The following is a 13170-nucleotide window of genomic DNA, read 5'->3' as shown; positions in this document are numbered from 1 at the left end:
ATGAAAAAAGCAATATTATATGCTGCGGCGGCATTTTCTTTAATGACAGGCGCAACAAGTTGTAGCGATTTTGGAGACGTAAACAACGATCCTGAACAGATGACCCCGTCTATCCTGGATTTTAAACTGGTATTTACACAAGTCATGTCACAAGCTTGCGGTTCAGACTGGGATGTCTGGCGTAACGGTATGATCTATAGTGCAAGTATGTTACAACATACTACCTCTGTAGACTGGGATTATGGTACATTCTATGCTTATTCGGATGGATATAATGCCGCTTACTGGGATGGATATTACAGCGGCGATAGAGCTGCTATCCGCAATGTCTATCTGGTAATGCAGGAATGGAAAGAAAGGCCTGAATATCAGAATGAATATCAAATGTGCCGTATCATACGTGCATTTATGTTCCATCGCATGACTGACTTGTATGGTGATGTTCCTTATTTCGATGCCTCCAAAGGAATAGAAGGTGTCGGATATCCTAAATACGATACACAGCAGGCGATTTACAATGATTTATTTAAAGAGTTAGACGAAGCCCAGGCAGCCTTAAGTACATCCGCAGCCACAACAGTAAAAAATGAAGATCTAGTTTATGGTGGAGATGTTACTAAATGGAAAAAATTTGCCAACTCTTTGATGTTACGTCTGGCCATGCGCTTAACAAAGGTAGACCCGGGGACAGCCGAAACATGGGTAAAAAAAGCTATTGCCAACGGCTTGTTTGAGAGTGCAGCTGATAATGCAATGGTAAAACATTCAGACGGCCTGGTTACTGACGATTCAGCCGAACCTTATGGAAAAGTGCTGAGTCATGAAGATCCACAAGCATTTTATCTGAGCGAATTCTTTATCAACATGTTGAAAAACTCTAATGACCCTCGTTTGCCGTTAATCGCAACAGTTTGTACTACTCCGTCTGAAAAATGGCAGGGTGATTTTGATTTCGGAGATAATGACCCGTCCAAACAGGTCGGTTTGCCGATTGGCTATGATGTAAAAGGAGAAAAATGGGATTTGTCTAATGCTCCTGGCTATCCGGGCACAAACTGGAGATCCTACTATTCTTTACCGAATCGTCAGACCTATGCACGGCCAGATGCTCCGACAATGTTGCTGACTTATACCGAAAATCTGCTATTACTGGCCGAAGCAGCTTACCGAGGCTGGATTTCTGGGAGTGCTAAAGATTATTATGAAGCAGGTGTAAGATCTGCCATGCAACAGTTCTCTTTCTACTCCGCTGCTGAAAGTTCTTACAATCGATATCTGAATGCCGAGGCTATCGATAAATATTTGGCTGATAATCCTTTTGATCAGTCCAAAGCTCTTGAGCAAATCAACACACAATATTATATCACGACTTTTTGTGATGAATATGAAACATTTGCTAATTGGCGTCGTTCGGGTTACCCGGTATTAACCCCAGTAAATAAAGGCTACTCAACCTGTGTAACGAACGGAACCATTCCGCGTCGTTTCCAGTACCCTGTAACAGAAAGCCAAAACAACGAGGCTAACTATCAGGAGGCTATCAGCCGTATGAATGGTGGAGACAAAATGACTTCACGCGTATGGTGGGATAAAGAATAAATAAAGTTCTTACAAATATTGAGGGGCAACCTGCTTTACGCTGGCTGCCCCTTTTCTTTCTTTTGGTATTCGTTATTCTCCTTTTATCATTTCCTCTATCTTACTCTTGTCGCCCACAACCCATACCAAATCATCCATTTCGAAAACCGTATCGTTATCCGGTGTTATCAGTGAGTCACCGTTACGTTCAAGACCTACGATCAGGCAATTATATCGACGTCCCACATTCGACTGTGTAATGCTTTGTCCGAGGAAAGGGAAACTCTCATCAACAATAAAGGAATTGACGGTAATCTCTTCCGGTTGATTGCCGCAACTATGCCCATTCTCCTGATCTTCCAGCTTCGCCTGAAACGCTTTCAGCTGTTCATCCGTTCCAACCACAACAACCTTATCTTGCGGATAGATATGATCTGTACCTCCGGGAATATAAATTTTATAATCACCCCGAATGATCTCGACAATACTCACTCCAAAGTCTTTTCTGAGAGGTAATTCCGCCAACGATTTTCCGGCATAGGGAGAACAAGGTGAAACCGGTACCACTGCCAAATGAATATCCTTATCACTCAACTGCTTATTAAAGCTGTTCTTCAAAGGGTTCCGTTTCCGGTCCACCTCTTCCCGACGATTCAGATTAGTCAGGAAATGGGCTTCCAGTTTTGCATATTGATTCAAATCGCGGCGGAACAGAACAATCAAGATCAGGACTCCCACCGCAATGATCGCACCGATACCATACTGCACATGATAATATTTGATCAATACAATCGAAACAAACAGAATAGCGACAAACACTCTAAACAGAACAAGCGCCACCAACTTCCCGTGGTTATATTTGTTATCTTTCCACAAACTCATAAACAACTTCGGAGAGTTGTTTTTATTGGCTACTAACCCGGAGAGAAAAGGAGTCATCAGGAGAAGCGTCAATACACTCATAATAATACTCCCCCACATCTCCATAGCCGGAAACTTTTCTACCAGCAACGGATGAATAACCTGGGTAGACAACAACAGAATAGCTGTCAATAAAACAGAATGGATCAATATCTTTCCGACATACAGCTTCAGTAGCTTCCGCCAATCACTCTCATGATTGATCGTCTTCGATCCGGAAGAATACCGGTCCAGAAAATCACGTGCCTTATCCGGTAATACCCTATACAACCATTCTGCAAACGGTCCCGACAGGCGGATAAAATAAGGAGTAGTAAAAGTTGTTATCACCGATACTGCAACAATGATGGGATATACAAAATCGTCGAGAACCTTCAGCGAGACACCCAAAGCTGCAATAATAAAAGCAAACTCGCCAATCTGTGCCAAACTAAACCCCGATTGTATGGATGTTTTCAACGGTTGACCGGACAATAAAACTCCAAATGAAGAAAAGAAAGCCTTTCCGACAATAGTAACCAGCGTTATCAGAATAACCGGCCAAGCATACTGCACCAGGATAGCCGGATCGACCAGCATGCCCACCGATACGAAAAAGATAGCTCCGAACAGGTCTTTGACCGGTTTGATAATATGCTCGATACGTTCCGCTTCAATTGTTTCTGCCAGGATAGATCCCATAATGAACGCACCAAGAGCTGCGGAGAAACCGGTTTTTGTTGCTACCACCACCATTCCCAGACACAAGCCCAATGCAATTACCAGCAATGTCTCATCATTCATCAGTTTTCTCACCTTTTTCAACAAAGCCGGAATAACGAAGATTCCTACCAAAAACCAAAGGATCAGGAAGAAAGCGACCTTCAGGATACTGCCAACCATCTCCTCTCCGGCAAACTCCTGGCTCACAGCCATAGTCGACAGCAGCACCATCATGATAATAGCTACCAGATCCTCCACCACCAACGTTCCAAATACAATCCCCGTAAATCGTTGATTTCGCAATCCCAGGTCATCGAAAGCCTTTATAATAATAGTCGTAGACGACATCGACAACATTCCGCCCAGAAATATAGAGTTCATAGTAGACCATCCCAATAAATGTCCGACCAGATACCCCACGATCAGCATCGTTATTACCTCTGTCATCGCTGTAATAAATGCCGTCGAACCCACATTCATCAGTTTTTTAAAACTAAACTCAAGCCCCAGGGCAAACAGTAAAAAGACAACTCCCATCTCCGCCCAAAGATTGATATTCTCCACATCGACAACAGTAGGAAATATATGAACGTATGGCCCGGCCAACAATCCGGCAACGATGTATCCTAATACGAGCGGTTGTTTCAGCCATTTAAATAATAAAGTTATTACACCTGCGGATATGAGTATTAAAGCGAGATCTGAAATTAAATCTGGTAAATGCGACATATATACAATTTGGATTAATCAGTTAGCTAACAAAAATAATATTTTTTCAGATTTTATCCGGTATAGACAATGCTTTTTCCTAACTTTGCTAGAAATAAACAAAAACATCTATCTATTTACTTAAATCTGTTTGCATATGAAAAACAAGATTATCCTCTTCCTTGTTTTATGTTTCTGCATTAATTTTGCAGGAATAGCTCAAAGTACAGTTCATGAATCTGTGAAGTTCCAGAGTAAAAAGTTGGGAAAAGAAGTCTCCTACTCCATTTACCTGCCTGATGGTTATGCCACTTCAGACCGCCATTATCCGGTACTTTACCTGTTACACGGCTATACCGATGATGAGACTATGTGGATACAAACCGGTCAAATGCAGGAAATAACCGATCGCGCCATCAAAAGCGATCAGGCTGTGCCTATGATCGTTGTCATGCCGAACGCCTGGGATACCTGGTATATCAATCAATATGACGGGAAAGCTCCTTATGAGGATATGTTTTTTGAAGAGTTAATCCCTTATATCGAAAAGACTTACCGTGCCCGAAGCAACAAAGAATTCCGTGCTATTGCCGGTCTTTCCATGGGCGGATACGGTTCATTCCTCTATTCTTTACATCATCCGGATATGTTCAGTGCCTGCGCACCACTTAGTGCAGCCATTTTCGATGACAGCGTTATGGAGCAACGCCAGGCCAAGTCACACAAAGACCTGTTCAACCGCCTGTTTGGTCCGGGACTCGACTACTGGCATAAAAACAGCGTATTGAAAATGCTTTCCGATCTGGATAAGGAGAATCTTCCGCGTATCCGTTATTATATCGACTGTGGTGACCAGGACGGTTTACTGGAAGGGAATTTCCAGGCTCACCAGATTATGCGCGAGAAAGGTATGAAACATGAATTTCGTGTTCGTGGCGGTGGCCATACATGGTTGTACTGGCGTACAGCTTTGCCGGAAGTACTGGAATTCGTAAGCGGAGCCTTCCGCAGAAATAACTAATATAATAAAAACTGCGTTCCCAACCGTATCACAACGGAAAAGAACGCAGTTTTTAAATATAAAGATAAACCAAAACAGTCTAACGATCCGGAGTGATCATATTCTCACCAATGCCGATCCTTTTCTCTATCGCCGATTTTCCTTTTTCCTTATACAAATAGCCTCGGAACATTCCGGTCGTATTGAACGGCATAGCGATATTCCCGTTTTTATCGACAGCTATAAGACCACCCTCACCAGCATTCACATTCAATTCCGTATGGATGATATAGTCTGCCGCCTGTTCAACAGGTTCCTTCAGGTATTTATAGCGTGCACAAAGATTGAAAGCCACGGCATGACGGATAAAATACTCGCCATGTCCGGTACAGGAAACGGCACAACTGTTATTATCAGCATAAGTGCCGGCTCCGATGACAGGTGAATCACCGATACGCCCCCATTTCTTTTTGAACGTTCCTCCGGTACTGGTCCCGGCAGTCAGATTCCCTTGTTTATCGAGAACAACACAACCGACAGTACCATTCTTACGACTTTCCTTCTTCAACTTTTCGATCCATTCCATGGTCTTCGGAGTTGCAAAATACATATTATCTACCAATTCTAACCCCTGGCTGGCAGCAAAAGCATCTGCTCCGGTTCCGGATAACATGACATGCGGAGTCTGTGTTTTAACGGCATATGCGGCATTGATCGGATTTTTAACAGTCTTTACTCCGGCAACGGCTCCGGCAGAAAGATCCTTACCTTCCATTATGGAAGCATCGAGTTCAAATGTACCTTCAGCCGTACAGGTCGCTCCTTTACCGGCATTGAATAACGGATTGTTTTCAAAATAATTGATTACCGCCATAACAGCCTGCGGACCTTCCCCTCCGGCAGAAAGGATTTGGTCGCCAATAGTCAGAGCCGAATCGAGCGCCGCATAATACTGAGCGGAACGTCCCGGATCGTTTTCCAGCTTGCCAACGTTTCCGGCACCACCGTGCACTACAATCACATATTCACGTTCTTCAGCCTGTAAGCTAGTGGCTGCACTAAATAGCAAAATAATCAAATAAGATAAATTCTTAAACATATCGTACAATAGATTAAATGATAGTTTCCGACAAAAATACAAATAAGCTGTAATCCGCACAATCGAATCATCATTTCCATAAAACAATAGCCCCCGAATCGCAGGACTCAGGGGCTATTTTCTTTCTATAAAAGATATTTATTTCTTATACCAAACCGGTCCCGGCTGGCTGCCCATTTCAAATTCAAGCGTTGCACCGCTCATGATCTGTTCGTGGGTGATATAACTCTTATCATAAGGTTTGCCGTTCAACTGAACCGATTGGATATAAATATTTTCTGCATCCACACCCGGAGCCAGGATTGTAAACACTTTACCATCTGCCAAATTCATTTTCACTTCCGGGAATAAAGGTGTACCGATCTCATACTGGCCGCTCACCGGATCGACCGGATAGAAGCCCATTGCGCTGAATACAAACCAGGCAGACATCTGTCCGCAATCTTCGTTACCACAGATACCATCCGGGGCATTCAGATACAGGTCGTGCAATACCTGAGCTACATATTTCTGAGTCTTCCAGGGCTGGTCTACCTTGTTATAGAGATAGATTACATGATGGCTCGGCTCATTACCATGTGCATACTGCCCGATCATACCCGTACTGAAGATTGGCAAATCTTCTTTTGCATCCGGTGCATAAGTGAACATGCTATCCAGCTTTTCTGTAAAACGTTCCTTGCTCCCCAGCAGGCCGATCAGACCATCCAAATCCTGCGGCACATACCAAAAATACTGCCAGGCATTACTCTCACAAATATCTTCCGTATATTCCTTGGCATCGAACGGAGTGACAAAGTTTCCTTTTTCATCACGAGGCTGCATAAAGGTCGTTTCCTTATTATAGACATTCCGGTAATTCTGCGCACGTTTGTAAAACTCATCGGCAATATCCTTCTTGCCCATCTTTTCTGCCATACGGGCGATACAATAATCGTCATAAGCATATTCAAGCGTTTTGGACAACGACCAGTTTTCCCATTTCTCCGGATCACTGAATGCCGGAACATAACCTAATTTCTTATACAATCCGATACCGCGGTAATCGTCCCGGTTCGCCGTTGCTATACAAGCCTGCAATGCCTTTTCCGGATTAAAATTACCGATTCCTTTCAGATAAGCATCCACGATAACAGGTACCGCATGGTAACCGATCATCATATTTGTTTCATGTCCATACAAATTCCACAAGGGAAGCGCACCGTTCTGATCAAAGAAATTCAGGAAACCCTGAACCATATCATTTACCCGTTCCGGGTCCGTATACGTATAAAGCGGATGAGCAGCACGGAAAGTATCCCATAAAGAGAATGTAGAGTAATTGTCGCCACCATTCGTCTTATGAATCTGGTTATCCGGTCCATAATAAGAGCCGTCCACATCACTGAAAATGGTCGGAGCAATCATAGTATGGTACATAGCCGTATAAAATTTAACCAAATCGTCCGTATTATTCCCATTGACTTCGATCTTCGACAGTTCCTTGTTCCAACGGGCAACCGCCTCTTTATGATACTTATCGAAATCATTCAGAGGAGCTTCTGCCTGCAGATTCTTAGCAGCACCTTCCATACTGACACCGGAAATGGCCGTATTCACCAGAATCTCTTCATCTTTCTCCGTATTAAAATCAAAACGTGCTATATACGCTGTGCCGATACGTCCCTTATCTTTGGTTATAATAGCCGTCGTATCCATATGATACCCTGCAAAAGGTTTAGAGAAACGGGTCTGGAAATAGACATGCTGGTCAGGCGACCAGCCCTGTGAAAAACGATATCCGCGGATCGTCACCGAGTCGACTACTTCTATATAAGAATCGAGTGTGAAATCCCAGTTCATCGCTTTTTTCAGATTCAGGAAAACGGAGGCTTCCGCCTTCGGAAAAGTATAACGCTGGATACCACATCGTTCGGTAGCTGTCAGCTCTACATTAATATTATAGTCTTTCAACAATACCCGGTAATACCCAGCAGAAGCAGCCTCATCATTATGAGAAAAAGTAGAATAAATGCCTAACGGCGCTTCAGCTTCTTTATACGGACGTGTCACCGGCATAAAAGAGATATCATACAAATCACCAGCTCCTGTACCGGAAAGATGCGTGTGACTAAAACCGGCTATGGTCGTATCCGGATAAAAATAACCGGAGATACGGTCCCATCCGGGTAATCCGTTATCAGGACTTAACTGCACCATACCGAAAGGAGCCTGTGCTCCCGGATAAGTATTTCCGGTAAAATCCGTACCGATCATAGGATTTACATACTGCGCATAATCAATCTCCTGTTGTTTCTCTGACGTGCAGGCCATTAAAGCCAGCAAGGAGACCGCCAATAAAGAAAAGTGCCTCATTGTTTATAAATTGTTTAAGTCCTGACAAATATACAAAAAAAGAGACGTAACATTTAAACATGTACGTCTCTTTCTATAACTAATTTCTAATGTCTATGGTTTATTAACCTTCGTTTTCTTCTTCGTCTTCTTCATCCGGCTGCTCTACCGGGGCTTTTCTTACAAAGAATGCACTTAATTCATACAATCCGTATAATGGGAAGAATACGACACTCAGTGTAAACGGATCGCTACTCGGAGTAATGAATGCTGCAGCAACAAGCAATCCGACAATAGCATGTCGTCTGTACTTATGGAAAAATCCTCTGTGCAACAATCCCAGCTTCGACAGCAACCACGAAACCAACGGCATTTCAAAAACAATTCCCATCACGAAGATCAGCATAAGGAAGTTATCCATATACGAATCCAAAGAGACCTGTTCTGTAATATTAGCACTCAATTGGTACGTTGCCAGGAAACGGAGTGTCATCGGGAATACCATAAAATAACCTACGGCACATCCCAGGAAAAACATGATCGTTCCGAAAAAGAATACCCATCTGATATTTTTCTTCTCGTTTTCATATAAAGCCGGACTGATGAATCTCCACACCTCATACATCAGATAAGGGAAAGTCAATACAAGGGCCAGCCAGAATGAAGTAGTCATGTGAGTGAAGAACTGAGATGCCAGTTTGATATTCACGATATCTACGTGAAAAGTATCATTACAGAAATCAGGCAGCACATCAAACCAAGGACTTATATCGATAAGCCACTTGTTCAATTCACACAACCAACGGTAAAGAATAAAATCAGCATAGCATGGAGCCATGATAACGTGATCGAAAAGATCACGCATAAAGGCAAAACTACCGATAGCAAAAACAAAGAGCGCTAGAATAGAACGGAATAAAGTCCAACGAAGTTCCTCCAGGTGGTCCCAGAATGACATTTCATCTTGTTCCAATTCTTCTTCCATTTCCTATTTCTTATCGTTGTCGTCCAGCTTAATGTCGTCTTCCAAACCTTTTACACCGTCTTTAAAGTTCTTTACTCCTTTACCAATACCTTTCATCAGTTCAGGAATTTTCTTACCACCGAAAAGTAACAACACAACAATGGCAATAATAACAATTTCGCCTGTACCTAAATTTCCTAAAAATAGTAATTCGTTCATGATATTATAATAATTAGTCGTTAATATTCGCCTTTTATATGCGGCAAAGATACTATTTGTAACGAATAGTCACTCCATTATTCTAAATTTATTACCTTTGCACCGTCTTAAAAAACTGAAATTAGAAAAAGATTAGAAAGATGAAAGCTTATGTATTTCCCGGTCAGGGTGCACAGTTTGTCGGAATGGGAAAAGACCTTTACGATAACAATCCCCTTGCAAAAGAGATGTTTGAGAAAGCAAACGAAATTCTCGGTTTCCGCATCACAGACCTTATGTTCGCAGGGACAGACGAAGATCTGAGACAAACAAAGGTTACGCAACCTGCCATATTCTTACACTCGGTTATCCTCGCCAAAACATTAGGCGACCAGTTTAAACCGGATATGACGGCCGGTCACTCCCTGGGTGAGTTCTCTGCCCTTGTTGCAGCCGGAGCATTGTCGTTTGAAGATGGCCTGGTATTAGTTTCCAAACGTGCCATGGCTATGCAGAAAGCTTGCGAAGCCACTCCTTCTACCATGGCAGCTGTTTTGGCTTTGCCGGATGCTACTGTTGAAGAAATCTGTGCAAGTATTAATGATGAAGTAGTTGTTTGTGCAAACTACAACTGCCCGGGCCAGCTGGTTATCTCCGGTTCAATTCCCGGAATCGATGCTGCCTGCGAAAAGATGCTGGCTGCCGGAGCTAAACGTGCTTTGAAGCTGAAAGTAGGCGGTGCATTCCACTCTCCGCTAATGGAACCGGCACGTACCGAACTGGCTGCTGCTATTGAAGCGACTCCGATCCATACACCGGTTTGCCCTGTTTATCAGAATGTAAGCACGAAAGGTGAAACTGATCCTGAAACGATTAAGGCTAACCTGATCGCACAGCTGACTGCTCCTGTCCGCTGGACTCAGAGCGTTCAGAACATGATCGCTGACGGTGCCGACCATTTCATCGAATTAGGTCCGGGTGCAGTTCTCCAGGGATTGGTTAAGAAGATCAATAAGGAAATGACGACTGAAGGCATGCAATAAAGTCACTCCACTATAAAGAAAATGGGGGAAAAGGATGGTAAGACATTCTTCTTCCCCATTTTTATTTTTATCCTCTCCTATTATTTCCGATATTCCTCCTTTTCTCAAAACCGAAACACGCCAAAACATACTAACAAATCGTAATGCACTAAAAAACATATAAAATACGATTATATCGTAATAAATAATTCATATATTTGGAGACTTAAACTTAAATAACAAGCTATATGAAGGCAACATATTACAATGTCCCGACCCAACGCCCCCTTTCCGGCGTTCACGCCATGAAAACAAAAGTGTTCTTTATCCTCTTCGCTTTTGTCTTGTTTGCTTACGATGGGAAATGCGCAGACACCTATCCTTCAGACAAAAACATCATTCAAATGGATATGAACAAATATCAAACCATCAGCTTCGACAGCCTGGTAACCGATATTTCATGTACCCGATTAGAGAAAAACATATTTGACGGATGCATAAACATGATACAGTATAAAGACTATTTCTATCTCATGGGTTATTCCATAGCCGGAAGAAATTTGGTCATTTACAACACTGCTGGAAAATTTATCAAAGAAATCACCTTCTCGGACGCATTAATAGTCAATTCCATGTGCATTGTACCGGAATTAGAAGAACTATGGGTTGTCAGTCGTTTCAAAATAATCAACAAATTCAAACTGGACGGTACCCCCCTAACGAAAGTGTCCTTGCCTTTCCCCTGTACCCATATCATTCCGACAAAAGATAGAGAGTTTCTTGTCTATTCGGGAGGAGCCAACCATGAACGCGGCAGCATCGAAGGTCATTTTATGGCACTGACAGACTTTAAAGCCATACACAACCTCTTCATTCCCATGTGGGGAGAACAAAAAAGGCCTTATGCATCTTATAATATCTACACAACAGATAGGAACAAAAACATCTTTATCTTCCCGGCAAGGATAGACACTATTTATTCCTACAATTATCAGAAAAAGGAACTGTTCCCGCTCTATGCACTCGACTTTCACGGCGACTTTCTAACACTGGACAAATATTCGGAAAATGATCAGAAAATGCATCAGATCATCACTCAACGCCAATATATCTACAGTCATTACAGCTTCTACGAAGCCTCCGACAAACTATTCTTTAAACTCAAAGGTAAACAGGAAAACTTTTGCATGATTGACCGGAAAACCAATGCCCTTTACCGGTTCGACCGATTGTTTGACAATTTCCAATCTATACATATAAATCCTTTTATCGGATCTGAGGGAGGAAAACTCTATGTACTGGCACGTGAAAGCGAACTGATGGAACATTATGCAAACATAAGATGCTCCTACCCTGCCATAAAGAAAATAACATCGTCTTTCTCAGCAGACAGGAACGACTGGATTTTACTGACTATCAATATTAAATAATCGTCTTATTATGAAACATATATTAGCTTTATTCATCGTCCTGTTGTGTCTCCTCACCCTGTTCTCATGCGACACAACAAAGCAGCAACCCCTGTTGGAAGATCTTTCTCTTCCGCAAGAAGATCACCTAGAATGGTCAGAACTCTTCTCCAGCAATTACACCGCCACCCCATTGGAGACCGATTCAACCTGCATGATCGGAGTCATCGACAAAATAAAGAAGTTTAATAACGAATATTACATAGCCTCATCCGGCTCCTCCATCCACCGCTTCAACAACGAGGGAAAACACGTCATGTCTTTGAACAAGAAAGGACAAGGCCCCGAAGAATACATCCATGTGGAAGACTTTGACATATACAGCATCAACGGCCAAACAGAAATATGGATCTCCGACTACGAGAACCTGAAAATATACGATGCCAACAACGGCTCCTTCCTCCGGAAAATCAGTTTTCCTTTCACCATATACAAGTTCAAACGAATGGAAAACGGACATCTTCTATTGGTCACCGGACAAAATGACCATTTCTTAACACTGACGGACGAACAAGGAAACATTCTTTCCGAATACTTGGAAAAAGAGGCCCCCTTCCTCCTATTCAGAGCCGTCCAATTCGTCAAATACAAGAATGAATATTTGTTCCAACTGGGAATGTCCAACTCCTACGTCTCCTTCAATCCGGAAACGGAGACTTTCAGCAGAGGCGTATATACCCCTCAAAACGATTACCTGACCGACCAACAATTAATTGAATTATACAGTACATTCGGAATTGATTTTATCCGCGAAGCAAACAACGGCACGCATCTGTCAAACATAATACCTCTTGGAAATACGCTTTGGCTACAAATCCGTCACGCCGATAAGAACTACTTATCCAAGCTAGATAACGGAAAAATGACTTCCACCGAATTTACCTACGGCTCATTCCTGTCAACCATCAGCGTAGGCGACAGCGAAAACAGTCTGCTGCTCTATCTGCAACCGGACCAATTACAGGAAATCCCCCAAAAACTAACTGACAAGCAAGGTCAAGAAATCCAGTGCCAAATAGATGATAATCCGGTTATTGTCGAGTTTTTCAATAATTACGTATGAGAATGGGAAACAGATTTGGTGGTAAAAATGGTAGTATAACCGACAAAACAGAATGTGCTACAGATGCCATTCGACTATCGAAAACCGAATAGAGTAGATAAAGATAGAAATA

The 13170-nt window shown here is 42.6% G+C and carries 10 protein-coding genes; 5 read left to right on the top strand and 5 right to left on the bottom strand.

Annotation, left to right across the window (positions count from 1 at the left end):
- Nucleotides 1-1599, top strand: a complete 1599-nt coding sequence (locus tag DXD68_RS11005; RefSeq protein ID WP_122361546.1) for a SusD/RagB family nutrient-binding outer membrane lipoprotein — start codon at nucleotides 1-3, stop codon at nucleotides 1597-1599.
- Nucleotides 1600-1671: 72 nt separating this feature from the next.
- Here DXD68_RS11005 and DXD68_RS11000 read toward each other — a convergent pair whose 3' ends face one another.
- Nucleotides 1672-3930 (bottom strand): cation:proton antiporter, encoded by a 2259-nt coding sequence (locus DXD68_RS11000; protein WP_122361545.1) that lies wholly within the window; start codon nucleotides 3928-3930, stop codon nucleotides 1672-1674.
- Nucleotides 3931-4066: 136 nt separating this feature from the next.
- Here DXD68_RS11000 and DXD68_RS10995 point away from each other — a divergent pair, with 136 nt between their 5' ends.
- Nucleotides 4067-4930: an alpha/beta hydrolase gene (locus DXD68_RS10995; protein ID WP_122361544.1), complete on the top strand. Its 864-nt coding sequence runs from the start codon at nucleotides 4067-4069 to the stop codon at nucleotides 4928-4930.
- Between the two features lie 79 nt (nucleotides 4931-5009).
- Here the strand turns inward: DXD68_RS10995 and DXD68_RS10990 are convergent, their stop codons facing one another.
- From DXD68_RS10990 to DXD68_RS10975, 4 genes are all read right to left on the bottom strand, one after another.
- Entirely contained in the window at nucleotides 5010-6008 is a 999-nt protein-coding gene (locus DXD68_RS10990; RefSeq protein ID WP_122361543.1) for an isoaspartyl peptidase/L-asparaginase family protein, read from the bottom strand.
- Between the two features lie 138 nt (nucleotides 6009-6146).
- Complete coding sequence (locus tag DXD68_RS10985) at nucleotides 6147-8363, bottom strand: GH92 family glycosyl hydrolase (RefSeq protein ID WP_122361542.1); 2217 nt, start codon at nucleotides 8361-8363, stop codon at nucleotides 6147-6149.
- Between the two features lie 103 nt (nucleotides 8364-8466).
- Nucleotides 8467-9327, bottom strand: coding sequence for a twin-arginine translocase subunit TatC (gene tatC, locus DXD68_RS10980; RefSeq protein WP_122361541.1), 861 nt, complete (start codon nucleotides 9325-9327; stop codon nucleotides 8467-8469).
- 3 nt (nucleotides 9328-9330) lie between these two features.
- Nucleotides 9331-9525 (bottom strand): twin-arginine translocase TatA/TatE family subunit, encoded by a 195-nt coding sequence (locus tag DXD68_RS10975; protein ID WP_007652767.1) that lies wholly within the window; start codon nucleotides 9523-9525, stop codon nucleotides 9331-9333.
- A gap of 140 nt (nucleotides 9526-9665) precedes the next feature.
- Here DXD68_RS10975 and fabD point away from each other — a divergent pair, with 140 nt between their 5' ends.
- The 3 genes from fabD to DXD68_RS10960 all read left to right on the top strand — a co-directional run bounded on the left by fabD (nucleotide 9666) and on the right by DXD68_RS10960 (nucleotide 13058).
- On the top strand, nucleotides 9666-10547 hold the full coding sequence (gene fabD, locus DXD68_RS10970) for an ACP S-malonyltransferase (protein ID WP_122361540.1): 882 nt from the start codon (nucleotides 9666-9668) through the stop codon (nucleotides 10545-10547).
- Nucleotides 10548-10774: 227 nt separating this feature from the next.
- Nucleotides 10775-11956 carry a 6-bladed beta-propeller gene (locus DXD68_RS10965; protein ID WP_233577103.1) on the top strand — a complete coding sequence of 394 codons (1182 nt, stop codon included), beginning with the start codon at nucleotides 10775-10777 and terminating at the stop codon, nucleotides 11954-11956.
- A 10-nt stretch (nucleotides 11957-11966) separates the two neighbouring features.
- Nucleotides 11967-13058, top strand: coding sequence for a 6-bladed beta-propeller (locus DXD68_RS10960; RefSeq protein WP_122361539.1), 1092 nt, complete (start codon nucleotides 11967-11969; stop codon nucleotides 13056-13058).
- Nucleotides 13059-13170 lie beyond the last annotated feature (112 nt).

It is taken from the genome of Parabacteroides sp. TM07-1AC (genome assembly GCF_003480915.1).
Lineage (GTDB): Bacteria > Bacteroidota > Bacteroidia > Bacteroidales > Tannerellaceae > Parabacteroides > Parabacteroides chongii.
Note: the sequence above shows the minus strand (reverse complement) of the source record. Positions and strands in the feature narration are given on the sequence as shown.

Coding starts and splice junctions, on each gene's coding strand:
- DXD68_RS10965 (WP_233577103.1), top strand. CDS start 10,775: ATGAAGGCAACATATTACAATGTCCCGACCCAACGCCCCCTTTCCGGC.
- DXD68_RS10990 (WP_122361543.1), bottom strand. CDS start 6,008: ATGTTTAAGAATTTATCTTATTTGATTATTTTGCTATTTAGTGCAGCC.
- DXD68_RS11000 (WP_122361545.1), bottom strand. CDS start 3,930: ATGTCGCATTTACCAGATTTAATTTCAGATCTCGCTTTAATACTCATA.
- DXD68_RS10960 (WP_122361539.1), top strand. CDS start 11,967: ATGAAACATATATTAGCTTTATTCATCGTCCTGTTGTGTCTCCTCACC.
- fabD (WP_122361540.1), top strand. CDS start 9,666: ATGAAAGCTTATGTATTTCCCGGTCAGGGTGCACAGTTTGTCGGAATG.
- tatC (WP_122361541.1), bottom strand. CDS start 9,327: ATGGAAGAAGAATTGGAACAAGATGAAATGTCATTCTGGGACCACCTG.
- DXD68_RS10985 (WP_122361542.1), bottom strand. CDS start 8,363: ATGAGGCACTTTTCTTTATTGGCGGTCTCCTTGCTGGCTTTAATGGCC.
- DXD68_RS10975 (WP_007652767.1), bottom strand. CDS start 9,525: ATGAACGAATTACTATTTTTAGGAAATTTAGGTACAGGCGAAATTGTT.
- DXD68_RS10995 (WP_122361544.1), top strand. CDS start 4,067: ATGAAAAACAAGATTATCCTCTTCCTTGTTTTATGTTTCTGCATTAAT.
- DXD68_RS11005 (WP_122361546.1), top strand. CDS start 1: ATGAAAAAAGCAATATTATATGCTGCGGCGGCATTTTCTTTAATGACA.